The following is a 24,278-nucleotide window of genomic DNA, read 5'->3' on the forward strand; positions in this document are numbered from 1 at the left end:
ACCGGCGGTATCCAGGCCATTCGGGTTGCACCGAAAGCGCTAAACCGCCCCGGCGCCTCCCCTGGACGGGGGATGGCGGCGGGGCGGCAGGGTGGCGCGGCCAGCGGCCAGCGCCCTCAGCGCTGGCCGGGAACGGCGATCCGGCCAGCCCAGGGCTGGGCTGCCTCCAGCTGGGCCGACAGGGCCAGCACCAGGTCTTCGCGGCCGTAGCGGCCGACCACCTGCACGCCAACGGGCAAGCCGGCGTCCGTCCAGGCCAGCGGCAGGCTGGCGGCGGGCTGGCCGGAAGCATTGAACGCGGCGGAGAAGGTGCCATAGGCTCCCACCTGGCGGCGGAAGTCCAGGAAGGATCCCTTTGCAGTGGAAAGTTCGCCCAGCTTCAAGGGCAGCTGGGTCAACGAGGGGGACAGGATTGCGTCGTAGCCCTCCATATAACCTTCCAGAATGCGTCCGATGGCATGGAAGCGGTTCACGCTGCCGATATATTGGGCCGCGGGCAGCGTCTTTCCGTATTCATAGCCCTGGCGCAAAGCGGGCTCCAGGTCGTCGTCACGCAGGGCCGACTGCCCCGTCATACCAAGGCGGGTATCGACCGTCACCACGATATTGCCCGCGAGCACGTTGGCGTGGGCCAGCACGAACGCCTCGTACTCGATGTCGGGCGGCGCGCTGTCGACCACTTCGTGTCCGAGGTCCCGGCACAGGGCGGCGGCGCGCTCGACGGCCGCCACGCACTCGGGGGCCACCGAAACGCCGTTCCAGGCCTCGCGCCACAGGGCGATGCGCAACCGCCGCCGCGGCTCATCCAGGCTCTTGAGGTAGGAGGCTGGCGCCGGCGGCGCCGCGTAGGGCGCGCCAGGCTCATAGCCGGCGATGGCGTCCAGCGCGGCCGCCGTGTCGCGCACGGACCGCGAGAGCACGCCGTCGGTCGCCAGACCGCCCCACCCTTCGCCCCGGAATGGTCCCATCGGCACGCGTCCGCGCGACACCTTCAGGCCGTACACGCCGCAACAGGCCGCCGGGATCCGGATTGACCCGCCCCCGTCGCTGCCATGGGCCAGAGGGACGATGCCCGCGGCCACCGCCGCCGCCGCGCCGCCGCTCGATCCCCCGGAGGAGCGAGTCAGGTCCCAAGGGTTGCGCGTCGGCCCGCCGTTGCGGGCGGCTTCCGTGGTGGGGGCCATGCAGAATTCGGGCACGGTCGTGCGCGCGAAGGAAATCAGGCCGGCATCCTCGAATCGGTCCGCCAGCGTGGCGTTGCGCGCGTAACCCGTGCCCTCGAGCAAGCGCGATCCCACGCTGGATGGGAACCGCGTGTGCGCCAGCCCGGAATCCTTGAGCAGGAACGGAATGCCGCCGAACGCTCCCCTGGGCCGCCACCCGCGCGCCACGTCCAGCGATTCTTCGAAACGCTCATAGCACAGGGCGTTGAGCGCCGGCGCGCGCTGCTGCGCCAGCCGGATCGCGCAGGCCATCAGGCTTTCGGGACTGACTTCGCGCCGCGCCAGCAGATCGGCCAGCGCCAGTCCGTCCAGCGCCTGATACTCGGTGTCATGCATACTGCTTGCTCCTAGAGGGGTCGTCCTGCGCGTCCAGGTCGGGCTTGGTCCAGGACTTTCCCGGCACCGAATCGATCAGACGACGCGTGTATTCATGTTGTGGGTGGTAGAAAATCGTGGCCGCACGGTCCAGCTCCACCAATTGCCCTTGCCGCATCACCGCGATGCGGTCGCAAATCTGGGCGGCGACCCGCAGGTCGTGGGTGATGAACAGCACCGACAGGTCGAACTGCCCGCTGACCGTCTTGAGCAGATCCAGCACCTGAGCCTGGATGGAAACGTCCAGCGCCGAGACGGCCTCGTCGGCCACCAATAGCCGAGGCTTGAGCGCCAGCGCGCGCGCGATGCCGATCCGCTGGCGCTGCCCGCCCGAGAACTGGTGGGGATAGCGGTCGCCGGAGTCTCCGCCCAGGCCGACCAGCTCCAGCAGTTCGCGCGCTTCGCGCAAGGCGGTCTTGCGGCTTTCGCCAAAGGCGATGGGCCCCTGGGCCACGGCCTCGATGACGCGATGGCGCGGGTTCAACGAGGCGTACGGATCCTGGAACACCATCTGGATCTGGCGCCGGTAGGGGCGAAACTCGCGCGGCTTCATGCCCAGGAGCTCGCGGCCTTCCATGCGCACGCTGCCGCTGTCGGGCGGGACCAGTCCAATCAGGGCGCGGCCCAGCGTCGATTTGCCCGAGCCGGATTCGCCGACGAGGCCCAGGGTCTCGCCCTGGTGTATCTCGAGCGAAATGTCGCGCAGGGCATCCACGCGGCGGCCGCCGGTGGCGAACGTCTTGCACAGCCTTTGCACCACCATCAGCGCCGCCGCCGGCGCGGCCTCGTCCTTGCCCTCGGGTTTGTGCGGGACGGCCGCGATCAACTGGCGCGTATAGGGATGCTGCGGGCGGTTCAGGATGTCGTCCGCCGGGCCCGCTTCCACCACCTCGCCCTTGCGCATCACCACGATGCGGTCGGCGATGTCAGCCACCACGCCGAAATCGTGCGTGATGAAAATGACGCCGATGCCCATGCGCTGCTGTATGTCCTTGATCAGGCTCAGTATCTGCGCCTGCGTCGTGACGTCCAGCGCGGTCGTGGGCTCGTCGGCGATCAGCACGTCCGGCTCCAGCGCCAGCGCCATGGCAATCACCACCCGCTGGCGCTGGCCGCCTGACAGCTGGAACGGATAGGCGTCGTACATGGCCTGCGGATCCGGCAGCAGCACCTGGCCGAACAAGTCCAGCACCCGCTGCCTGCGGGCGGCGGCGCCCAGGTCCGTATGGCGTTCCAGGACCTCGTCCACCTGCCGGCCTACGCGCATGATGGGGTTCAAGGCCGTCATGGGCTCCTGGAACACCATGCCGAAACTCTTGCCCCGCAGCTCGCACCAGTCCGCCGCCGCCAGGCCGACCAGGTCGCGCCCGCCGTACAGGATCTGTCCCTGCGTGACGCTCAACTGGTCGACGGGCAGCAGGCCCATGATGGAATGCGCCGTCACCGACTTCCCGGACCCCGACTCCCCCACCACGCAAAGGATTTCGTTGCGGTTCACGGTATAGGAAACGCCCTGCACCACGGTCGGCCCGCCGTGCGCCGCAGTCACGCTCAGGTCACGGATTTCAAGCAGTGCGCTCATTACGTCGTCCTCCTGCGGGCCAGTTTGGGATTGAGCGCGTCGTTCAGGGCCTCGCCGATGAGGTTCAGCGACAGCACCGTCAGCAGGATCGCCACGCCGGGGAACACGCTCATCCACCAGGCATCGCGCAGCACACTGCGCGACGCGCCGATGATGTAGCCCCAGGTCATGGCGTTGGGATCGCCCAGGCCCAGGAAGCTCAGCGCCGATTCCAGCAGGATCGAGCTCGCGATCATCAGCGAACCCGACACGATGACGGGCGACAGGCTGTTGGGCAGGATCTGCGTAAGGATGATGCGCAGGTTGGACTGCCCCGCCAGCATCGCGGCCTGCACGAACTCCCGGTTCTTCAGGCTCATGAATTCGGCGCGCACCAAACGCGCCAGCGGCGGCCACGAGACGACGGCGATCGCGAAGATCACCGTGCCCATGTTGGGCGTCAGAATGGCCACCAGCACCACCGCCAGGAAGAAGCTGGGAATGGTCTGGAACAGTTCGATGAAACCCACGATGGCCTGGTCCACGCGCCCGCCGTAGAAGCCGGCCAGCGCGCCGACCGTAATGCCAAGCAGGATCGACACCGCGGTCGACACCGCCGCCAGCACCAGCGTGATGCGCGAGCCATACGCGATGCCGGTCGCGATATCGCGGCCCAGCGTATCGGTGCCCAGCAAGGCCCCTTCCGACAGCGGCGGCATGAACGGACCGTTGATGATGTCCCAGGGGCTGTCCGGGAAGACCCAGCTGGCGGTGACGGCCATCAGCGTCACCAGGCCCAGCACGATCAGGCCCATGATGCCGCCCTTGTTACGGCTGAACGATTGCATGAACGCTTTCATTTGAGTTCGATCCTGGGATCCGCCACCGTGTACAGAATGTCGGTGATGAGGTTGACCACGACCACGATCAGGGAGGCCATGAAGAACACGCCGAGCAGGACGCTGTAGTCGCGCTGGATGAGCGCGTCGAAGGCCAGCCGCCCGATGCCCGGCCAGGCGAACACCGTTTCCACCAGCAGCGATCCGCCGATCAGTCCTCCCGCCTGGATGCCGGCATAGGTGATGACGGGCAGCAGCGCATTGCGCAACACGTGACGGACGATCACCGTGCGCTCGGACAACCCCTTGGCGCGGGCTGTCTTCACGAAGTCCAGCTGGCTGATTTCCAGGATCGAGGCGCGCGTCAGCCGCGCATAGACCGCCATATAGAACATGCCCAGGGTCAGCGCCGGCAACAGCAGGTGCTTGGCCACGTCGGCCACGCGCGCCAGCCCGGTCAAGTTGGCGCCCACGCTCTCATAGCCGAAGGCGGGCAGCCACTCCAGGTTCACTGAGAACAGCAGCACCAGCATCAGCCCCACCCAGAACAACGGCGTGGCGTAGGCCAGCATGGACAGCGTGGTGATAACGGTATCCCCCCATTTCCCCACCCGCAGCGCGGCCTGCGTGCCCAGGCTGACGCCGGCCAGCAGCGCGAAGGCAAAGGCGGACAGAGTCAGGAGCAGGGTCGCCGGCAGGTGCTGGAGGATCAGAGTGGACACCGGCGCCTGCTGGCGGTAGGAATACCCGAGGTCGAACGTCGCCACGTTCTTGAGGTACTGCCCGAGCTGCGTGGAAATCGGCTTGTCCAGGCCGAATTCCTGCCGCAGCTTGGCGATGAATTCGGCATCCACCGCGCCGGACTGCCCAGCCAGGATTTCCGCCGGGTCGCCAGGCGCCGCCCGCACCAGGAAGAAATTGAAGAGCGCGATCATCAGCAGAACCAGGACGCTCTTGACCACCCGGTTCGCCAGGAACTTGGCGATCTTCTTCATTCTTTGGACAGCCAGGTTTCGCTTTGCGTATCCACCACACCCAGCGCCGTCGTCACCGCGTTATGCACGCGCTTGTTCAGCAGGGTCGAATAATTGGTGTCGGCCAGCCACAGCACCGGCACGTCCTCCACCAGGATCTGCTGCGCTTCGCTGTACAGCTTCTGGCGCGCTTCATCGGTGGGAGCCACGGCGGCGGCATTGAACAACTCGTCCACCTTCGGATTGTTGTACTGCGAGGTGTTGCTGAACATCAGCCCCTTCTTGATGTTGCTGCCCAGATAGGTGCGCGATACGCCGATCGCGGGGTCGCCGTACTGGAACACGCCGTTGGCACCCATATCGAAATCCCAGTTGCCCACGCGGCTGGTCCAGCCGCCCACGTCCGTGTTCTCCAGCGTGACCGCCACGCCGATCTTGGCCAGGTTCTGCTTGATGTACTCGGCGACGCGGCGCGGCATTTCGCCGTAGGGCAAGGGAATCAGGCCGACGGTGGCGCGCACGCCCTTGGCGTCGGGCTTCAGGCCCATTTCGTCCAGCAGCGCGACAGCCTTCTTCGGATCGTACGGATAGGGTTTTACGTTGGCGTCGTAGAAACGCGTGTTGTGATGGATCGGCCCGGTGGCCACCGTGCCCGAACCGAACATGATCTTGTCAACGATGAACTGGCGGTTGATGCCGTACATCAGGGCCTGGCGGAAACGCTTGTCCGAGAAAGGCTGGCGCCCGCCATTCAGTTCTATCCACTGCATGGTCGACCAGTACTCGTACCCCTTGTGGGTCTGGGTGATCGTGGGCAACTTGGCCACGCGCGGAACGTCCACCGGCTCGATATCTTGCAGCCAGGCCTGCAATACCGTGCCCTGCTCCAGCGCCACACGGCGCGAGGCGGAATCGGGAATCACCCGGTAGGTGATGCCATCCAGGTAAGGGCGACCTTCCTTCCAGTAATGCTCGTTCTTGACCAGTTCCACATAGGAGCCGCGTTCCCAGTGCTTGAACTTGAACGGGCCCGTGCCGATCGGCGCATTGTTGTGCGGGTTCTGCGCCAGGGGCGTATCCACGTCGTACAGGTGCTTGGGCAGAATCGCGCCGCCGCCGATGTCCAGGGCGTACAGGAACGCGGAATACGGCTGCTTCAGCTTGAAGACGACCGTCTGCGGATCCGGCGCCGAGACTTCCTGCACGTTGGTCATCAAGGTCCGCGTGCGCGGCGTGTTGGCCAGGATCTTCGTGTAGGTGAACACCACGTCGTCAGCGGAAAACGGCTTGCCGTCGTGCCACTGCACCTTGGGCTGCAGATGGAACGTGTAGGTCAGCTGATCGGGAGACACCTCCCAGGACTTCGCCAGGCTGGGCTGCGGCTTCAGATCGAAGGAATAGGTCAGCAGGCTTTCGAAGATCTTGCCCGCCACCAACTGCGTGACGGCCACCTGCGTCACCGCGACGTTCAGCGTGGGCGGTTCGGGGCTCAGGATGGCGGTCAGAACGCCGCCATACTGCGGCGTTTCTTCCGCGTGCGCGGCGGGCGCCGCCAGGGCGAACAGGCTGGCGGCGGCCAAGGTGCAGCGCGCCAGGGCGCGCCGGGCATTGAAGGATTTCATGGCGAGGACTTCCGTATGGAAAATTGGGCGGTGGACGGGGTCAGGCCTGCAGCGGCTCGACGCCGCACCAGTCGTGGATGAACAGCGCCAGCGAAGTCGCGACGCGCACCATGCTGTCCACCGATACGCATTCGTTGAAGCCATGCACGTTCTGCACCTTGGGGCCGTAGCAGGTCACCGGCACGTCCATCATCAGCCGGAAATGGCGTCCGTCGGTGGTGGCCGTCAGCGCGGTCGGCAGGGGAGGTTCGCCGGCGACGCGGCAGTGGGCGTCGGCCAGCAATTGCATGGCGGGCACGTCAAGGTCGTACTCGCAACCCGGCGCATGGAATCCTTCGTAGCGGATATCGATGCGCACGTCGCTGTCGGTCAGTCCCGCTTCGACGGCACGGATGCGCGCTTCCACCAGTTGCTTGGCGGCGTCGATGGTCATATCCGGATAGCACGCGATGCGCATGCCCAGCGTGCAGACGCTGGGCACCGACGAGTTCCAGTCGCCGGCGTGGATCTGGCCCAGATTGAAATTGATCGGATGCTGGTGCTCGCGATAGGCGGGGTGCCGGTTCTCGGGCAGGTTCCATTCGTGCTCCAGCTGCTTCATCGCATCTACGATGCGCAGGCCGGTTTCGACCGGGTTGACGCCGGTGGTCATGTAGGCCGCATGCGCGGGCCGGCCCACGATGTCCACGTACATCCAGAACACGCCCAGCTGCGCGCTCATCATGCGTTCATGGGTGGGCTCGGGGATCACGACTGCGTCGAACGCGCTGAGCTTGGCCGCCGCGATGGCGCTTTGCAGCGCCGACACGGTGGCGAGCGTGCCGTTGCCGGTGTTTTCCTCTTCCAGGACGCCGTTGAAGCCTACCGCCCCGGCGGGCTGCACGCCCAGGTCGCGCAACGCCTTGAATGCCGCCAGCGCGCACACGATGCCTGCCTTCATGTCGCCCGCGCCCCTCCCATACAGCCAGCCGTCGCGCAGTTCGCCGTCGAACGGCGCCGGATCCCAGAGTTCGTGCGGACCGGTGGGCACGACGTCCAGGTGGCCGTTGAACAGCACGGCCCGTCCGCCCTGGCCGCGCGGTTCGTGGCGCGCCAGGACGTTGTAGCGGCCGCCGTCGGGGCAGCAGGCCGGCGAGTAGAGCGGCAGATTCTTGAGTTCCTCGGTGCGAAGCGCGATGCGCTCGGATTCCAGCCCCAGGTCGGACAGCGCGCCTTCCAGGAACTCGGCGGCGGAAGTTTCCTGGCCCGGCAGGCTGCGGCACTGCACGAATCCGGTCAGCGTGTCGGTCATGTACTGGCGAAGATTCCCCACGGCTTCGGCGATACGGTCCTGGCCCAGGCTGGCTGCTGCGACGGCACTCATTGCGCTTTCCTTATCGAGGTTGAAATTATGAAAATCATAAGTATCAATATTTGATACTTAGATATCTATATTTGCCATGATAGAGTTCGCGAATACGCGGGACAAGGCAACCGCCATGAGTGATTTCCCTAGGCCTGCGGAAAATCGCTTGCCGCTACATTGCGTATCCGCCTGGCCGGCGCAAACCGCCGCGCGCCGCAAAGACCAAGAAAAATTGGAGTAATCAAGATGGCCACGACCGAGACCCGGTTCAACCAATCCCTGGCGAAAGGCTTCGGCATCCTGGAGGCTTTCTCCAACCACCCCGGGCCGCTCAGCCTGAACGAACTAACGGAACTGTCGGGGCTGGATCGCAGCTCGACCCAGCGGATGCTGCATACCCTCGTGGCGCTGGGTTACCTGGAACGGGGCAGCAACCAGCGCGGCTACGTGCTGGGCAAGAAGATCCTGGACCGGACCTTCGACTTCCTGCGCGGCCATCCCTTGCTGGAGCGCGCGACGCCGATCCTGGAACAGCTGCAGCAGGAATGCGGGGAACGCGTCGACCTGAGCCTGTTCGACGATCTGAGCATCGTCTATGCGCTGCGGCGACAGACCAAGCGCCAGACCTTCTACGCCACGCTGGTCGGCCGGCGCATGCCCACGTTCTCCTCCTCGGGCGGCCGCGCCATCATGTCGCACCTGCCGGACGCGGAGGTCGACGACATCCTGGCGCGCAGCGATCTGCGGCCCCTGACGCCCAAAACCATCACCGATCCGGAACGGATACGCGAGCGCGTGCGGGAAGCCCGCATACAGGGCTACGCCATCTGCCTGGAAGAAAGCATGGTGGGGGAGATCGTGCTGGCCAGCGCGGTCGTCGATCACAGCGGCCGCCCCCAGGCCGCCATCCACATCTCCGGCCTGCTGGCCGAATGGACGCTGGACTCTTTTTCGCAACGATTCAGCTCGCTGGCCATCTCAGCCGCACGCGCCTTGAGCGGCCGTCCGAACCGCAACTGAACCGTCTCTTCCCAGGGGTAATCCCTAGCGCCGGTCGCCTTGCGCAGCCGCGTTCGCTGCTGCACCATAATCCACTTGGATTCTTAAGTATCAATATTTGATACTTAAGATTTAACAAATGGCGGCCCCTGGCAGGCCAGAGCGCCGCCGTCCAAGGAGGTTTGCCTTGAAGTGCAATATCGTCCGCCGCGCCCTCGTGCAAGGGTTGCTGGCCGCCGCCGCGATCACCGCATTTCCCGCCGGCGCTGCCGCCCCCGCATCCCCGTCCGGCGCCCAGCCTCAGTACGGCGGCGTCCTGACCGCCATCCTGAATCCCGAGCCACCCAACTTGAACGTGGCGATGCAGCAAGTAGGCACCACGCAAATGGTGGCCGGCAAAATCTATGAAAGCCTGCTGACCTATTCCTTCGACCTGAAGCCACAGCCCAGCCTGGCGAAGTCCTGGGACGTGTCCCCCGACCAGCTCACCTACACGTTCCACCTGCAACCCAATGCGCAATGGCATGACGGCAAGCCCTTCACGTCGGCGGACGTCGTGTTCTCCTACACCAAGATCCTGGCCAACACGCCGCGCACGCGTTCGCTCATGCGCTATATCCAGAACATCACCGCGCCCGACGAACACACGGTTGTCTTCCGCCTGAAGGAGCGCTATTCGGCCTTTCTGTATGCCTTCGATATCGGCGGCGGCGTCATCCTGCCCAAGCACCTGTACGACGTGGACACGCCCCTGGCGCAGAATCCGCACAACAACGCGCCGATCGGCACGGGCCCGTTCAAGTTCAAGCGCTGGGAACGCGGCTCGTACATCGAGCTGGTCAAGAACGAGCACTACTGGAAGGAAGGCCGCCCCTACCTGGATGGCATCACCTACCGGGTGATCCCGGACGCCGCTTCGCGCCGGCTGGCGCTGGAGCAACGCACGGTACAGCAAGCCTGGCTGCAGGACATCGAACCCTTCGATATCCCGCGCGTCTCCAAGCTGGCTCACATCAACGTCACGCAGAAAGGCTACGAATACTGGTCCACGCTGCACTGGATCGAAATGAACGAAGCGCGCAAGCCGATGGACGACAAGCGGTTCCGCCAGGCCGTGATGTACGCCATCGACCGCGAGTTCATCGCCAAGCGCATCATGTTCGGCATGGGCACGGTCTCCACCGGACCGTTCCACCGCAATACGCGTTTCTACGACGCCAACATCAAGCAGTATCCGTATGACCCCAAGAAGGCCATCGCCCTGCTGGACGAGATGGGCCTGAAGCCCGATGCGAAAGGCGTGCGCGTGAAGCTGGGCCTTATCCCCAACCCCTATGGCGAAATGCAGCGCCGCATCGCGGAATACACCAAGCAAAGCCTGGGCAAGGTCGGCATCGCCATCGACATCGAAAACACCGACGTCGGAGGCTGGACGACGCGCATGGGCAACTGGGATTTCGACATGGCCTACAACGGCGTGTTCCAGTACGGCGACCCGGCTATAGGCGTGTCGCGCACCTACGTCAGCAGCAACATAAAGAAGGGCCTGGCGTTCACCAATACCTCGCAGTACCGCAACCCCAAGGTGGACGAGCTGTTCGACCAGGCAGCCACCGCTCCCACCGACGAGGAGCGCCAGCGCCTGTACACGGAAGTGCAGCAGATCCTGGCGGAAGAGGTGCCGCTGGCGTGGATCGACGATACCAACTATTCCACTTTCCTGGACAAGCGTGTGCACGGCGCCATCACCACGGGCCTGGGCGCCGTGGACACATACGCCGACGCCTGGATGGAATCCAAGTAGCGCGACCCGGCCGTGGGCGCCGCGCGCGGCGCTCCGTAGACCTAAGGCCTGCCCGCGTGGGGCACGTCCACCCGCGTCATCAGGATCCGGCCCTCGGGCCTGGCCCGGCGGTTCGCTTCGATGAAGTCCGGCGCCGCCGCCATGAACAGGCTGCGGCCGTCCGGCCCGCCCAGGGCGGCCGCGAAAATCCCGAATTCGCCAGTGTCGATCTGCTCAAGTATCTTGCCGCCGCGCGCCACGCGGACGATGCGCTTGCCGATGGCGTCGGCCACCCACAGCGCCCCTTCCGCGTCCAGCGCGCCGCCGTCGGGCCCGATGGCGGACGCCGCGATCAGGACGCCCAGGTCGTCGCTGTCCGGCAGTGCGCCGAAATTGGCCCAGTCCCGGCGCGGACCCAGGCCGCCGTCGGCCAGGATGTCGAATTGGGAAATGCGGTTGGCGAAGGTTTCGTTGACGATCATGGTCTTGCCGTCCGGCGTAATGAAGGAACCGTTGGGAAAACACAGCCCGTCGGCCACGACCCGGGCAGAGCCGTCGGGGTCCACCCGCACGATCCCCGTATTGCGTACCGGCGCGCCGGCCATGATGTCGAAGCCGAAGTTGCCCACGTAGGCCCGGCCCTGTGCATCGACCACCATGTCGTTGACGTGGCCGCCCGCCAGGGCGGACAGGTCCGCGTGCGTGGCCAGCGTGCCGTCCGGCTCCCGGCGCAGCAGCCTGCGGTCTTTCATTGAGGCAATGAGCAAGCGGCCGTCCGGCAGCCAACCCAGCCCGGAGGGCTGCTGCGGCACCTGGCAGATTTGCTCGACCTTGCCGTCCAGGTCCACGGCGATGACCTGTTCGGTATAGAAGTCCGACGCCCACAGGCGGTCCTCGTGCCAGCGCAGCCCCTCCAGATAGGTGTATCCGGACGCCAGCACGGACAATTCGCGTTTCAGCATTGCCTGGTCTCCTTTTTTTGTCTCCGGCGGCCAATTCTGGCATGCGGAGCGCGGCTGCGCCGCAGTTCCAAATTGATACAAACGCGCCAGCGGCCTGTCCGCCGGGCATCGGCCCCGACGCGCCCCCCATGCGCGCCTTGCTGACAACTGCCTGTCAGGTTCGCGGCGTTAACATCGCGCCCCAAGGGTAAACCCGCAATTTTCGGGACCGCCCTGGCATGTCTGTCATTGGACCCGCTTGCCCGCCCCGTGCCGGCGGACCCGGCCCCCGCGGGGCCAGGCAAAGGGTCGCCGTTTTTCCGTTTTGATCATGAACACTAAGAAGCTGACGCGTTATATCGGCATCGCCATGGTGCTGGGCATCGTGGTGGGCTATTTCTGCAACAAGTACGCGCAGAATGAACAGGAGGCGGCGCATATCGCCTCGTACTTCAGCCTCCTCACCCACATCTTCCTGCGCATGATCAAGATGATCATCGCGCCGCTGGTCTTCGCCACCCTGGTGACCGGCCTGGCCAGCATGAGCGACGCCAGCGCCGTGGGCCGCATCGGCATGCGGGCGATGATCTGGTTCATCGCCGCCTCGGCCATCTCGCTCCTGCTGGGCCTGGCGCTGGTCAACCTCTTCCAGCCGGGCGCGCACATGAACATGGCGCTGCCGGACATCAACGCCTCTTCCGGACTGAAGACGGGCGATTTCACGCTGAAGGCCTTTATCACGCACGTGTTCCCCCAGAGCATCGCGGAGGCCATGTCCAACAACGAGATACTACAGATCCTGGTGTTCTCGCTGTTCTTCGGCGCCGCGCTGTCGTTCATCCGCGGCAAGGGCCACCACACCCTCTACAACCTGATCGACGAACTGGCAAAGATCATGTTCCGGGTGACCGATTACGTCATGCGCTTCGCGCCGGTCGGCGTTTTCGCCGCCATGGCCGCCGCGATCACGACCGAAGGGCTGGGCGTGCTGGTCAGCTATGGCAAGCTGATCGGCGAGTTCTACCTGGGGCTGGCGCTGCTGTGGGCGGTCCTGTTCATGGTCGGGTACCTGTTCCTGGGCAAGTCCACTTTCCGCCTGGGCGGCCTGATCAAGGAACCCACGCTGCTCGCCTTCTCGACGGCCAGCAGCGAATCAGCCTATCCCAAGACGATCGAGGCGCTTACGCGCTTCGGCGTGCCCAAGCGCATCTCGGGCTTCGTCCTGCCCCTGGGCTATTCCTTCAACCTGGACGGCTCGATGATGTACCAGTCCTTCGCGGTGCTGTTCATCGCCCAGGCCTACAACATCCAGATGAGCCTCACGCAGCAGCTGACGCTGCTGCTGGTGCTGATGGTGACCAGCAAGGGCATGGCCGGCGTGGCTCGCGCCTCGCTGGTCGTCGTGGCGGCGACGCTGCCGATGTTCCATCTGCCAGAAGGCGGCCTGCTGCTGATCATGGGCATCGACCAGTTCTTCGACATGGGCCGCACGGCCACCAACGTCGTGGGCAACAGCCTGGCCACCGCCGTCATCTCGAAGCTGGAAGGCGAACAGGAAATTCCCGCCGGCGAGCCGGTTGGCGATGCGCCGGACGAGGGCCCGGCGGGCCAGCCCGCCAACCAGCGCGCGTAAAAAAAACGGGCCGCAAGGCCCGTTTTCATTGGGGGTGCTCCGCCTTGACCGGTGAAATCGCCGGGAGCAACATATAAGCCCTTTGCCCGACTTACCGGCGCGCCCTGCCAGCGCTCCGCGCGCCGCCCGCAAGCCATGATCTCCAAACGCCTGCGCTGCACCCTGGCGGCCATCGCATTGACCGCCGCCGCGCCCGCCTCGCACGCCTGGACTCGCATTTCCTGCGACCTCGGCGGCACAGTGGCCAACCTGCCGATACAGTTGCGGCAATACCGCATCGACGGCACGGAAATCACCCAGCTCATGTTCAGGCTCAGGGTCCGCAACGCGGACATCCCCGACGGCGCCCGCGCCGATACCGATTGCACCGAATTCATCGACCGCGAGATCGACGTGACGCTGGCCAATGCCGGCGCCGGGGCCGTGCACAAGGGCCAGGCCCTGAAGCTGCGGTACCGCTATGACGATTCATTGGGCCAGGCCCGGGCCACCCGCTTCGAGCTGGCCCGCTAGGGCCTGCCCGCGCTCCGGGCAGCCTGGCCGGCGTCAGTCGTTCACTGAGCAGGACACCGGCGCGCCGTCCTCGAACTCGACGTCGTAGGTGTGCACCGGATCCCAGGGCAGCGTGAACCAGAGTTCGTAGCCGTCGCCGTCCTCGTCGAACAGCCACAAGGCGCGCAGCACGGCCTTTTCCGCCATGGCTTCGGCGGTTTCCTCTTGCAGCAGCTGGTTGTCGTCCAGACCGAGCTTTTTGTAGTGTTCGTAGGAATAGTTGTCGAGCAGGAAATCCGCGGCGGCGAGGATCTGCTCGTCAAGGTTGTCGATAATGGCCTTGACCACCTTGGAGGCGCCGCCGCCCGGTTCCTCGCCGTCGGTCTGGACCATGACGTGGATGGGGGGACGCCCCTCGCCGGCGGCGACATTTTCGGCCGCCCACAGATCGGGTTCTTCGAGATCCTGGGTGAAGTTGATTCGTGCCATTACGCGCTCCGGAAAAAGGGGCGCCGCCCGCGGGAAATCGCGGCAGCGCTCTTGCCGCCATTTAACCAGATGCGCGGCGCGGCGTCCGCGCGTGGCCGGGATATTTCAGACACGCTCCAGCGGCAGGTGCGGAAGCGCGGGCAGCGCGATGCGGATGGAATCGCCCGCCCGCACCTCGCCGCCTTCGATCACGATGCCCATGACGCCCGCCCGGCGCATCAGGCTGCCGTCGGGGTGGCGGCCGAGCACGGCGGCGGTCAGGCCCTTCTGATAGTTGTCCAGCTGCGCGCAGGGATTGCGCAGGCCGGTGATCTCCACGACCGCGGCCGCGCCGATGTGCAGCCGCGCGCCCCGGGGCAGGCCCAGCAGGTCGATGCCTCGGGTAGTGATGTTTTCGCCCATCGTGCCTTCCGCCACGTTGAAGCCGGCGAGCTGAAGCTCGTCGTGCAGCTCGCCCTGGATCAGGTGCACCTGCCGCAGATTGGGCTGCGTCGGATCCGCCTTGACGCGGGAGCGGTGCTTGACGGTCACGCCGAGGTGGGCGTCGCCCTCGACGCCCAGCCCCTCCAGCAGCCAGATCGCCGGCACGACCGGTTTACTGAACGAGTGGGCCGCGCTGCGCGCCACGGCGGTCACGATGGGATGCATCACGGTTCTCCTGGAATCGCCTCAGGCCGCCAGGCCCTGCGGCTCGGCCATCCGGGCTTCGGCCACGCGCAGGGGCGGGTAGTGCGCCGAGAATACCAGGCGGCCCGCCGACCAGGTGTGGCTGATCAAGGGCTGGCCGCCCACTTGCGCCACCGCCACCAGGTCCGCGCGCATGCCCGGCGCGATGCGGCCGCGGTCCGCCAGGCCGCAGGCCTGCGCCGGGTTCAGCGTGACCAGCGCGGCGGCCTGCGACAGCGTCAGGTCGGTCTGCGCCGCCACCGCGAAGGCGGCGGCGATCAGCGTGGATGGCTGGTAATCGGAGCAAAGGCAGCTCGCCACGCCCGCGCGGACGGCATCGATCGCGCGCATGGAGCCGCTCTGGCTCTGGCCGCGCAGCACATTGGGCGCGCCCAGGATGGTGGGCAGGCCGCAGGACACGGCGGCGCGCGCGGTATCCAGCGTGATGGGGAATTCGCTCATCGCCACGCCCAGGTTGCGCATGGTGGCGATGCGGTGGATCGAATCGTCGTCATGGCTGGCCGTCGGGATGCCCAGCGCCCGCGCGTGCGACAGCAGCGCCTCCACCCGCTCCACAGCGCCGTCCTTCGCGCGGGTCTTGGCCTCCGCGGCCTCCTCCGCCTGTTCGCGGCTCATCGCGTGGTTGCCCATCATGTATTGCAGATAGGACTCCAGGGTCTTGAACTGCCCCTGGCCCGGCGAATGATCCATCACGGACAGCAAGTCCACCGCGCCCTCGTCCATCAAGGCGCGCAGCACGTCCACGGACGTCGCGTCGGTGACTTCATACCGGCAGTGCACGCGGTTGTCGACCAGGCTGTGCCGGCGGAACGCGCGCACCGTGCGCACCACTTCCGCCGCCGTCTGGTTGTTGCGCACGCCCCACTCGCTATTGGCGAACGACAGCGCGTGATAAGGAGTGGTGATACCCGCCGCGGCGTTGCGGCGGTCCACCTGCGCCACGGCGAAGTCCAGCGGAAACAGCACGCGGGAGCGCGGCTCGGCTTCTTTCTCGATTGCATCGCTATGCAGGTCGATCAGGCCTGGCAGCAGGGTCTGGCCGCCAAGGTCGATTTCGCGGTCGGCGCTCGCGCCGGCCGGCTCGATCGCGACGATGCGGCCGTCGTCGATCAGCACGGCGCTGTCCTCCAGGACGCGATCGGGCATCACCACGCGGGCATGGGTGAGGTAGGTGCTTTGCATGATCAGGTCTCCATATCGGCCGTGGCCGCCAGCGCGGGGCGCAGCGTGAGGGTCTGGGTGGCGACGGCGTCGCGCACTTCCTCATCGTGGAAGATTCCCAGCAGGCAGCGGCCCTGGGCGCGGGCCTCGTGGATCAGCTCGATCACCACCTTGCGGTTGTCGGCATCCAGCGAAGCCGTGGGCTCATCCAGCAGCAGGATGGGATGGCGGGCGATGAAGCCGCGCGCGATGTTCACGCGCTGCTGTTCGCCGCCGGAGAAGGTGGCCGGGGCCAGGCCCCAGAGACGGGCCGGCACGTTCAGACGCTGCAGCAGCGCGGCGGCCCGGGCGCGGGCCTCCTCCGCATCCAGGCCGGACGCCCGCAGCGGCTCCGCCACCACGTCCAACGCCGCCACGCGCGGAATCACCCGCAGGAACTGGCTGACATAGCCGATCACGTCGCGCCGCAAGGCCAGGACGCGCTGCTCCGGCGCGCCCACCAGCTCGATCCATTCGTCCCCGGCGCGCACGCGGATGCTGCCTTCGGTCGCGAGGTAATTGCCGTAGAGGCAGCGCAGCAGCGTGCTCTTGCCGGTGCCGGACGGCCCCGCCAGCACCAGGCAGTCTCCGGCCGAGGCGTCGAAGTCGACCGCCTCCAGCACCGGCAGCCGCATGCCGCCCTGGTTATGCAGGGTGAACATTTTTCCGAGGCCCCGCACCTCGATCATGGGAATCGTTGCGCGCATGGTCAGCTCTGCAAAATGGAGGACACCAGCAATTGGGTGTAGGGGTGTTGCGGATCGTCGAGGATCTGGTCGGTCAGCCCGCTTTCCACGACCTCGCCGCCGCGCATGACCAGGGTCCGGTGCGCCAGCAGGCGCGCCACGGCCAGGTCGTGGGTCACGACGATGGCGGCCAGGCCCAGGTCTGTCACCAGCTGGCGCAGCAGGTCCAGCAGGCGCGCCTGCACCGATACGTCGAGCGACGCGGTGGGTTCGTCCATGAATACCAGGCGAGGATGCGTCACGAGGTTGCGGGCGATCTGCAGGCGCTGCTGCATGCCGCCTGAGAACGATACGGGCGTGTCGTCCAGGCGACCGGCGTCGATCTCCATCTTCTGCAGCCAGTTCCCCGCCACCCGGCGCAGGTCGCCGTAGTGGCGGTCCCCCACCGCCATGAGGCGCTCCGCGATGTTGGCGCCGGCGCTGACCTGCATGCGCAGGCCATCCCGGGCGTTCTGCCGCACGAAGCCCCAATCGGTGCGAGACAGCAGGCGCAGGCGCGCGCCCTGCAGCGCCGCCAGGTCCGTGAAGCCCTGGTCACGCGTGTCGTACCACACGCTGCCCGCGTCCGGCCGGGTCTGGTAGGACACCGCCGACAGCAGCGTGCTCTTGCCGGAGCCGGACTCGCCGACCACGCATAGCACTTCGCCGGGATAGAGATCGAAGCTGACGTTGCGGCAGCCATGCACGCCGTCCCAGGTGCGCGTCATGTTCCGCACGGAAAGCAAGGGTTGGGCGTTCATGCTGCGGCCTCGTTCGGGGATTGGCCGGGGCGCTGCCGCGCCTGGCGATCGTTGCAGTATTCGGTGTCCGAGCAGACGTAGCGGCGCGAGCCCGCGTCGTCCAGGATGATTTCGTCCAGGTAGCTGTCGCGCGATCCGCACAGATCGCAGCACTCGGTCCAGGTCTCTACCCGGAAAGGATGGTCTTCGAAATCCAGGCTCTTCACGCGGGTGTAGGGCGGCACCGCATAGACGCGCTTCTCGCGGCCCGCGCCGAACAGCATCAGCGCGGGGCTGCCGTCCAGTTTGGGGTTGTCGAACTTCGGGATCGGCGAGGGCCGCATCATGTAGCGGTCGTTCACGATGACGGGATAGTCGTACGTGGTGGCGATATGGCCGTGCTGCGCGATGTCTTCGTACAGCTTGACGTGCATGCCGCCGTACTCGGCCAGCGCGTGCATGGTGCGCGTTTCGGTTTCGCTGGGCTCAAGCCAGCGCAGCGGTTCCGGTATCGGCACCTGGAACACCATGACCTGCCCTTCCGAGAGCGGCGTCTCGGGCACGCGGTGGCGCGTCTGCACGATCGTGGCGGCGCGCGTGGATTCCGTCGTCGCCACGCCCGTGACGCGACCGAAGAAGCGGCGGATGTTGATGGCGTTGGTCGTGTCGTCGGAGCCCTGGTCGATTACCTTGAGCACGTCGTCGCGCCCGATGATGGAGGCGGTGACCTGGATCCCGCCCGTGCCCCAGCCATAGGGCAGCGGCATTTCGCGGCTGCCGAACGGCACCTGGTAGCCGGGAATGGCCACCGCCTTGAGCAGAGCGCGGCGCAGCATGCGCTTGGTGGATTCGTCCAGGTAGGCGAAGTTGTAGTGGTTGTCGCGTTCGACCGTTGCGTGTTGCGTCGTCATGGGGAAACCGCCTCGTCCATCAGTTCGTTGCGGGCCGCCTCGGGCGCGCGCCGCTCGGCGCGCATGCGGCGCAGCAGTTCCAGGTTGGCCTGGAAGTCCACGTAATGCGGCAGCTTCAAGTGCTGCACGAAGCCCGATGCCTCGACGTTGTCGCTGTGGTACAGCACGAACTCGTGGTCGTTGGCCGGGGAGTCGGCGCGTTCGCCCAGTTCATCGGCCTTCAGGGCGCGGTCTACCAATGCCATCGACATGGACTTGCGTTCGCCATAGCCGAACGTCAGCCCGTAGCCGCGGGTGAACTTCGGGCCTTCCTTGGCGTTGCCCGCGAACTGGCTCACCATCTGGCATTCGGTGACCTCGATCTCGCCCACCGTAACGGCGAAGCCCAGCTCCTCGATATGCATCTCCACTTCCAGCGAGCCGTAACGGATCTCGGCCGCGAACGGGTGCGTGTTGCCGTAACCGCGTTGCGTGGAATAGCCCATCGACAGCAGGAAGCCCTCGTCGGCGCGCGCGAGGTTCTGCAGGCGAGCGGCGCGCGACGCAGGAAAATCCAACGGCTGGCGAGTCAGGTCGAAAGGTTCGGGATCGCCTTCGGGAACCGGCTCGGCGTCGATCAGCTCGTCTTGCGCCAGCAGGTCCGTGACGCGCGGCATGGCGCTGTCCAGCGCCTCCTCGCCCGCGGGCAGCGCGTCGGCCTCGCGCTGCGCCAGCAACGAAAAGTCCAGCAGGCGCTGGGTGTAATCGTAGGTCGGACCCAGGATCTGGCCACCGGGCACGTCCTTGAACGTCGAGGAGATCCGGCGCTGCAGGCGCATGCGGCCCGTGTCGATCGGCTGCGTGTAGCCATAGCGCGACAAGGTCGTGCGGTAGGCGCGCAGCAGAAACACGGCCTCGATCACATCGCCGGCCGCCTGCTTGAGGGCAAGCGCCGCCAGCTGCGGATCGTAGAGCGAGCCTTCGGCCATGACGCGGGACACGGCCAGCGGCATCTGTTCGCGGATCTGGTCCAGGCTCAGTTCGGGAATCTCGCGGTCGCCGCGCCGGTAGTCGTCCAGCATGCGGTAGGAATTGAGGATGGCGCGCTCGCCTCCTTTTACGGCTACGTACATATCAGCTCTCCAGTCGCGTGCTGCGCGGCAGCCCGCAAATCCGCCGGCCGTGCGTCAGGAAGACGTCGACTCCAAGCGGGAACCGTTGGTGATTGATGCGCCATTCGCGCCAGAACCCCTCCGGCAGCCCGGCCGCGGCCAGCGTCTGCCGCGTCTGGATGCCCGGGCCGCTCAGGACGGCCTGGGGGCCGGAGTCCAGGGATTCGACCTCGATCAGCAACGTGGTCGATTGGTCTGGATAGGCGGGATCGCCCTGGTGGCAGGACGACAGCGCGGGCGCGGCGAAGCCGGCGGGCGTCGCTGCGAAGCGGGCCAGCGAAGGCGAAGGCACGATGGGGCAGCCGCAGTGAAAGCGCAGGAAGGCGAGCGTGTCCGCGCCTACCGAGTCCGGCAGCCAAAGCGGGGTGTCCACGTCCACCAACGTCAGCAACAGGGCGGTCATGGCCGGCGACAGGCCTGCCGGCACGCCGCTGCCGGCCAATATCTCGTATACCCGGCCCGGATGGGCCAGCGCATTCAGCGCGGCCCTGAACGTGGCCTGCGCGTCGTCGACGGGGTCCGCGAAGCCGGGAAGCAGCGCCCGGCCCGAGGCCGCGGCGGCGATGATTTGCGGTTCCATATCAGTCCTCGCCTCGCACCATCGTGAAAAACTCCACCTTGGTCTGCGCCGCCACCCGGGCCTGGCGCTCGACCTTTTCGGCATGCAGACGCGCCAGCGGCTCGATGAGCCGCGTCTGCACCGTCTCATGCCATTCCGGCAGCTGCAGCAAGGCGTCGGCCACGGCCGCCTGCTCCGCGTGGCGCAGCGAGCGGCCCTGCACATAGGCCACGCCGACCACGCCTTCGCCCATCGTCACCGCGCAACGTGTCACGGTCATTTCGCCCAGGTTGAACCGGGCGCCGGTGCCGCCGCTGCGGGCCCGCACCATGGCCATGCCGGTCTGGGCCGGCCGCACTGTCTGATGCGCGGGGACGCCGGCCAATGCGCAGAACGCGCCATCCAGCTCGCCCGGCTCCGCCAGCGCCAGCACGCGCATCCAGGCCGCGCGCCGGGCGCCGGCTGCTGCCTGTCCTGCCTGTGGGTGATCCATTTTTTCCTCTAAACGTCTAGACGACCGGATGGAGTATGATCGCTTCGAAATGCAAGTTCAACAGCCTGGCGTGAATTTTTGATGACAGCCACGGGCGTCTTTCCGGCAGGCGCGGCATCGGGCACAATCGGGGCCATTCTTGATGAGCGGATATGACAGCACGAGCGCACCCCATGGTTGAAAGAGGTTCAGGAATCGCCGTCTGGCGGCAGATCGGCGAATCGCTTGCGGACGACATCCGCAACAAGCTCTACGCGGCGGGAGAACAACTGCCGTCCGAACCCGAGCTTGCCGCCAAGTTCTCGGTCAACCGCCACACGATACGGCGCGCCATGGGCGAGCTCGAGCAAAGCGGCCTGGTCAGGATCGAACAGGGGCGCGGCACCTTCGTCCAGGAACACGCCATCGACTATGCCATCGGCAAGCGCACGCGTTTTTCCGAAAACCTGCGCAGCCAGGGCATGCTGGGCCACCAGGAGGTGCTGGGCAGCCAGTCTCTGCGCGCGGCCGAAATCGCCAAGCATCTGGGGCTGGCCCGCAGCGCCGCCCTGCTGCGCGTGCAGATCGTCGGCAAAGCCGAGAACCGCCCCATCAGCACGTCGGAGCACTACTTCGACGAAAAGCGTTTCCCCGATTTCGCCGAGCGGCTGACGGCCATGCGTTCCATATCCAAGGTCTACGCGCACTATGGCATCGGCGACTACACGCGCAAGTGGTCGCGCATCACCGCCGTCCTGCCCTCGCCCGAGATCGCCCGCATGCTGGGCCAGCCCAAGACCCGGCCCATCCTCCAGGTCGAGGCGCTGAACGTGGACCAGGACGGCGCCCCCCTGCAGTACAGCATCGCCCGCTTCGTGGGCGATCTGGTGCAGTTGATGGTGACGGACGAAAGCTGAGCGGAAAACGCGTCGCCACCCGCGTTCCGGCTCGGCGGCGTTGCAAGACCGTCCCAGGCTGCGCCAACTCATCTAGACATCTGGTTGTAATGCAATCCCGCTAACGTCGCACCATGAACACACGCACACAAGCCCCCTCGCCCCTGGCCGGTGTCACAGGCCAGCGCATCCTGACGCCGCGCGGCGTCCAACACGCCAGCCTGCGCTTCCACGGAGGGCTGATAGATGACTCCGCCGCCGCCACGCCGCGGGGCGCATCGTGGTTCGACGCCGGAGACCTGCTGGTGCTGCCCGGCATCGTGGACCTGCACGGCGATGCCTTCGAACGCGCCATCATGCCCCGGCCCAGCGTGACCTTCCCCTACGAGGGCGCCCTGTTCGACGTGGACCGCCAGTTGCTGGCCAACGGCATCACCACGGAGTTCCATGGCGTCACGCTCTCCTGGGAGGGCGGATTGCGCGGTGAAGGCTACGCCGAGCGCATGTTCGACGCCCTGGAGAAAATGCATCCCATCATGGGCGCGCGGCATTACGTGCACCTGCGCTTCGAGACGCACCACGTGGGCGGCCTGGACATCGCCCAGCAATGGATACGCAACGGGCGCGTCCGCTTCCTGGCGCTCAACGACCACCTGCCCAGCATGGCCCGCCGCCTGGGCGACGACCGCAAGCTCATGCAGTACGCCAACCGCGCGGAATGCGATCTGGACGTGTTCCAGGACCGCATCCGCGCCGCCATGGCCGCGGCGGATTCGGTGGCCGATGCCATGCGCGAGCTGACCGCCTGCGCGCGGGATGCCGGCCTGCGGGTGGCGTCGCACGACGATCCGGATGCGGCCACGCGCCGGTACTACCACCAGCTGGGCTGCGGCGTGGCGGAGTTCCCCTTGACCCGCGACGCCGCCGGCGTTGCGCGCGACCTGGGCAATTCCGTGGTATTCGGCGCGCCCAACGTCGTGCGCGGCGGCAGCCACACCGGCGCCCCCAGCGCCACGGAGATGGTCCGCGCCGGCCTGTGCGACGTCCTGACCTCCGACTACTACTATCCCGCCCCGCTCGCCGCCGCCCTGAAACTCGCCGCCGACGGCGTGCTGCCTCTGGCGCAGGCCTGGAACCTGGTGTCGCTGAATCCCGCGCGAGCCGCCGGCCTCAAGGATCGCGGCGCCCTGGCGCCAGGCCTGATCGCCGACGCGATCGTGGTGGACGACCAGGTGCCCGGGCTGCCCCGGGTGTGCGCGGCCATCGTCGGCGGCGAGTTGCGCTACGCCAGCCGCGCGTTCGGCGACAGCCTCGACCAGCTCATGGCGGCCTGACCATGGCTCTTGCCCATCGCTACGCCCTGTACCTGGCGCCCACCGGCCCATGGCGCGAACACGGCAGCCGCTGGCTGGGCCGCTGCGCCGATACCGGCCAGGCGCTGGCCCCGTTGCCCGGCCGGGCTGAATTCCCCCGCGAATGGACGCAGGCGCCCCGCCACTATGGCCTGCATGCGACCCTGAAGCCGCCCTTCCGCCTGCGTCCCGGCGCGAGCCCTCTGGAGGTGGACGCTGCCGCGCGCCGGCTGGCCGCAGGCGGCAGCCCGTTCAAGGTGGAGCTGGAATGCGAGACGCTGCGGGGTTTCCTGGCCTGGCGCATCGCGGACGCCGACACGGCCGGCCAGGCCCGCATCCAGGCCCTGGCCGACGCGGCCGTGCGCGGACTGGATCCCCTGCGCGCCCCTCCCACGCCCGAGGAAACCGCGCGCCGCCAGCCGCAATCCCTCACGCCCGCGCAGCAGGCCATGCTGGCGCGCTGGGGCTATCCCTATGTGTTCGATACGTACACGTTCCACATCACGCTGACGGGCAGGCTCGAAGGCGAGGCATTGGCGCAGGCGCGGGCCGGCATCGCGGCCTTCGCCGATCCGCTGCGCGGACAGGCGATGGAAGTTCCGGGCGTCAGCGTCTACGTGCAGGCCACGCCTGGCGCCGACTTCGTGGCGGCGCGGCACTACCGTTTCGACGGCACGGTGGCGGACGCCGCCGGCGCAGCCTACCTGCAAGGGCCTGACGCCGCATGAACGCCTACGCTCCCGCCGGCGGCGCGCGCCTGATCTATCTGATGGGCGCCTCTGGCAGCGGCAAGGACACGCTGCTGCGCCTGCTGCGCACCCACCTGCGCGGCGACGAGCCCGTGCTGGTGGCGCATCGCTACATCACCCGCGACAGCGGCGCCAGCGAAGACGCGCTGCGCCTGACCGATGACGAATTCGGCCGCCGCGCAGCGCTGGGCTGCTTCGCGCTGCGCTGGAGCAGCCATGGCCTGCACTATGGCATCGGCATCGAGATAGACGCCTGGCTATCCTGCGGCGCGGCGGTCATCATCAATGGATCGCGCGCGCACCTGGAACAGGCCCATGCCCGCTATCCGGACCTGACCGCGGTGGAGATCACCGTCGACCCCGCCCTGCTCGCCCGCAGGCTTGCGGGACGCGGCCGCGAAAACGCGGAGCAGATCGCGCAACGGCTCTCGCGCGCGACGCAGGCCTTCCCGGTGCCGCAACGGTGCCGGCTGATGCGGGTCAGCAACGACGCCGCGCCCGAAACGGCCGCCGCCGCGCTGCTGGACATCGCGCGCGCGAAACTCGCCGCCTAACGCGAT

General features: G+C 66.9%; 24 protein-coding genes. 8 read left to right on the top strand and 16 right to left on the bottom strand.

Features of this window, described 5'->3' with window-relative positions; genetic code table 11:
• Nucleotides 1-116 precede the first annotated feature (116 nt).
• From JL37_RS17945 to JL37_RS17970, 6 genes are read right to left on the bottom strand one after another with little or no spacing between them, the layout of a single operon-like run.
• A complete protein-coding gene (locus tag JL37_RS17945) occupies nucleotides 117-1,559 on the bottom strand; it encodes an amidase (protein ID WP_043545936.1) in 1,443 nt (480 codons plus the stop codon).
• On the bottom strand, nucleotides 1,552-3,180 hold the full coding sequence (locus tag JL37_RS17950; protein ID WP_043545937.1) for an ABC transporter ATP-binding protein: 1,629 nt from the start codon (nucleotides 3,178-3,180) through the stop codon (nucleotides 1,552-1,554). The genes JL37_RS17945 and JL37_RS17950 overlap by 8 nt, the downstream gene beginning before the upstream one ends.
• Nucleotides 3,180-4,019 (bottom strand): ABC transporter permease, encoded by an 840-nt coding sequence (locus JL37_RS17955; RefSeq protein WP_043545938.1) that lies wholly within the window; start codon nucleotides 4,017-4,019, stop codon nucleotides 3,180-3,182. Before JL37_RS17955 ends, JL37_RS17950 begins: the two co-directional genes overlap by 1 nt.
• The gene (locus JL37_RS17960) at nucleotides 4,016-4,993 is read right to left on the bottom strand and encodes an ABC transporter permease (RefSeq protein WP_081955109.1); all 978 of its coding nucleotides are present in this window, start codon (nucleotides 4,991-4,993) and stop codon (nucleotides 4,016-4,018) included. Before JL37_RS17960 ends, JL37_RS17955 begins: the two co-directional genes overlap by 4 nt.
• On the bottom strand, nucleotides 4,990-6,594 hold the full coding sequence (locus tag JL37_RS17965; RefSeq protein WP_043545940.1) for an ABC transporter substrate-binding protein: 1,605 nt from the start codon (nucleotides 6,592-6,594) through the stop codon (nucleotides 4,990-4,992). Before JL37_RS17965 ends, JL37_RS17960 begins: the two co-directional genes overlap by 4 nt.
• Nucleotides 6,595-6,634: 40 nt before the next feature.
• Entirely contained in the window at nucleotides 6,635-7,957 is a 1,323-nt protein-coding gene (locus JL37_RS17970) for an ArgE/DapE family deacylase (protein WP_043545943.1), read from the bottom strand.
• A 228-nt stretch (nucleotides 7,958-8,185) separates the two neighbouring features.
• Between JL37_RS17970 and JL37_RS17975 the strand changes: the two genes are divergently transcribed.
• Together JL37_RS17975 and JL37_RS17980 are read left to right on the top strand one after the other, a co-directional pair.
• Nucleotides 8,186-8,959, top strand: coding sequence for an IclR family transcriptional regulator (locus tag JL37_RS17975; protein ID WP_043545945.1), 774 nt, complete (start codon nucleotides 8,186-8,188; stop codon nucleotides 8,957-8,959).
• A 166-nt stretch (nucleotides 8,960-9,125) separates the two neighbouring features.
• Entirely contained in the window at nucleotides 9,126-10,742 is a 1,617-nt protein-coding gene (locus JL37_RS17980) for an ABC transporter substrate-binding protein (RefSeq protein WP_043545946.1), read from the top strand.
• Nucleotides 10,743-10,783: 41 nt separating this feature from the next.
• On the opposite strand, the gene JL37_RS17985 is transcribed toward JL37_RS17980, so the two are convergent.
• Complete coding sequence (locus JL37_RS17985) at nucleotides 10,784-11,683, bottom strand: SMP-30/gluconolactonase/LRE family protein (protein WP_043545947.1); 900 nt, start codon at nucleotides 11,681-11,683, stop codon at nucleotides 10,784-10,786.
• 310 nt (nucleotides 11,684-11,993) lie between these two features.
• Here JL37_RS17985 and JL37_RS17990 point away from each other — a divergent pair, with 310 nt between their 5' ends.
• Both JL37_RS17990 and JL37_RS17995 read left to right on the top strand, forming a co-directional pair.
• A complete protein-coding gene (locus tag JL37_RS17990) occupies nucleotides 11,994-13,295 on the top strand; it encodes a dicarboxylate/amino acid:cation symporter (protein WP_052097532.1) in 1,302 nt (433 codons plus the stop codon).
• A 135-nt stretch (nucleotides 13,296-13,430) separates the two neighbouring features.
• The gene (locus JL37_RS17995; RefSeq protein WP_043545950.1) at nucleotides 13,431-13,808 is read left to right on the top strand and encodes a hypothetical protein; all 378 of its coding nucleotides are present in this window, start codon (nucleotides 13,431-13,433) and stop codon (nucleotides 13,806-13,808) included.
• Between the two features lie 33 nt (nucleotides 13,809-13,841).
• Here JL37_RS17995 and JL37_RS18000 read toward each other — a convergent pair whose 3' ends face one another.
• The 9 genes from JL37_RS18000 to phnG all read right to left on the bottom strand — a co-directional run bounded on the left by JL37_RS18000 (nucleotide 13,842) and on the right by phnG (nucleotide 20,742).
• On the bottom strand, nucleotides 13,842-14,276 hold the full coding sequence (locus tag JL37_RS18000) for a hypothetical protein (RefSeq protein WP_043545951.1): 435 nt from the start codon (nucleotides 14,274-14,276) through the stop codon (nucleotides 13,842-13,844).
• Nucleotides 14,277-14,381: 105 nt separating this feature from the next.
• The gene (locus JL37_RS18005; RefSeq protein ID WP_043545952.1) at nucleotides 14,382-14,924 is read right to left on the bottom strand and encodes an MOSC domain-containing protein; all 543 of its coding nucleotides are present in this window, start codon (nucleotides 14,922-14,924) and stop codon (nucleotides 14,382-14,384) included.
• Nucleotides 14,925-14,945: 21 nt separating this feature from the next.
• Nucleotides 14,946-16,145, bottom strand: coding sequence for an alpha-D-ribose 1-methylphosphonate 5-triphosphate diphosphatase (locus tag JL37_RS18010; RefSeq protein ID WP_043545953.1), 1,200 nt, complete (start codon nucleotides 16,143-16,145; stop codon nucleotides 14,946-14,948).
• Nucleotides 16,146-16,147: 2 nt separating this feature from the next.
• Nucleotides 16,148-16,870: a phosphonate C-P lyase system protein PhnL gene (gene phnL / locus JL37_RS18015; protein ID WP_043545954.1), complete on the bottom strand. Its 723-nt coding sequence runs from the start codon at nucleotides 16,868-16,870 to the stop codon at nucleotides 16,148-16,150.
• A gap of 2 nt (nucleotides 16,871-16,872) precedes the next feature.
• Nucleotides 16,873-17,649: a phosphonate C-P lyase system protein PhnK gene (gene phnK, locus JL37_RS18020; protein WP_043545955.1), complete on the bottom strand. Its 777-nt coding sequence runs from the start codon at nucleotides 17,647-17,649 to the stop codon at nucleotides 16,873-16,875.
• Nucleotides 17,646-18,539 carry an alpha-D-ribose 1-methylphosphonate 5-phosphate C-P-lyase PhnJ gene (locus JL37_RS18025; protein ID WP_043545956.1) on the bottom strand — a complete coding sequence of 298 codons (894 nt, stop codon included), beginning with the start codon at nucleotides 18,537-18,539 and terminating at the stop codon, nucleotides 17,646-17,648. The genes phnK and JL37_RS18025 overlap by 4 nt, the downstream gene beginning before the upstream one ends.
• Entirely contained in the window at nucleotides 18,536-19,651 is a 1,116-nt protein-coding gene (locus JL37_RS18030; protein WP_043545958.1) for a carbon-phosphorus lyase complex subunit PhnI, read from the bottom strand. Before JL37_RS18030 ends, JL37_RS18025 begins: the two co-directional genes overlap by 4 nt.
• A 1-nt stretch (nucleotide 19,652) precedes the next feature.
• Nucleotides 19,653-20,270, bottom strand: coding sequence for a phosphonate C-P lyase system protein PhnH (gene phnH / locus JL37_RS18035; RefSeq protein WP_043545959.1), 618 nt, complete (start codon nucleotides 20,268-20,270; stop codon nucleotides 19,653-19,655).
• A gap of 1 nt (nucleotide 20,271) precedes the next feature.
• Nucleotides 20,272-20,742: a phosphonate C-P lyase system protein PhnG gene (gene phnG, locus JL37_RS18040; protein ID WP_043545960.1), complete on the bottom strand. Its 471-nt coding sequence runs from the start codon at nucleotides 20,740-20,742 to the stop codon at nucleotides 20,272-20,274.
• Between the two features lie 173 nt (nucleotides 20,743-20,915).
• Between phnG and phnF the strand changes: the two genes are divergently transcribed.
• The 4 genes from phnF (at nucleotide 20,916) to phnN (ending at nucleotide 24,272) form a co-directional block, all read left to right on the top strand.
• Nucleotides 20,916-21,638, top strand: coding sequence for a phosphonate metabolism transcriptional regulator PhnF (phnF, locus tag JL37_RS18045; protein ID WP_043545961.1), 723 nt, complete (start codon nucleotides 20,916-20,918; stop codon nucleotides 21,636-21,638).
• A gap of 113 nt (nucleotides 21,639-21,751) precedes the next feature.
• Nucleotides 21,752-22,951: an alpha-D-ribose 1-methylphosphonate 5-triphosphate diphosphatase gene (locus tag JL37_RS18050; protein ID WP_043545962.1), complete on the top strand. Its 1,200-nt coding sequence runs from the start codon at nucleotides 21,752-21,754 to the stop codon at nucleotides 22,949-22,951.
• A gap of 2 nt (nucleotides 22,952-22,953) precedes the next feature.
• Nucleotides 22,954-23,697 carry a DUF1045 domain-containing protein gene (locus JL37_RS18055; RefSeq protein WP_043545963.1) on the top strand — a complete coding sequence of 248 codons (744 nt, stop codon included), beginning with the start codon at nucleotides 22,954-22,956 and terminating at the stop codon, nucleotides 23,695-23,697.
• On the top strand, nucleotides 23,694-24,272 hold the full coding sequence (phnN, locus tag JL37_RS18060) for a phosphonate metabolism protein/1,5-bisphosphokinase (PRPP-forming) PhnN (RefSeq protein WP_043545966.1): 579 nt from the start codon (nucleotides 23,694-23,696) through the stop codon (nucleotides 24,270-24,272). Before JL37_RS18055 ends, phnN begins: the two co-directional genes overlap by 4 nt.
• Nucleotides 24,273-24,278 lie beyond the last annotated feature (6 nt).

It is taken from the genome of Achromobacter sp. RTa (assembly GCF_000757485.1).
In the GTDB taxonomy this organism is placed as follows: domain Bacteria; phylum Pseudomonadota; class Gammaproteobacteria; order Burkholderiales; family Burkholderiaceae_B; genus Achromobacter.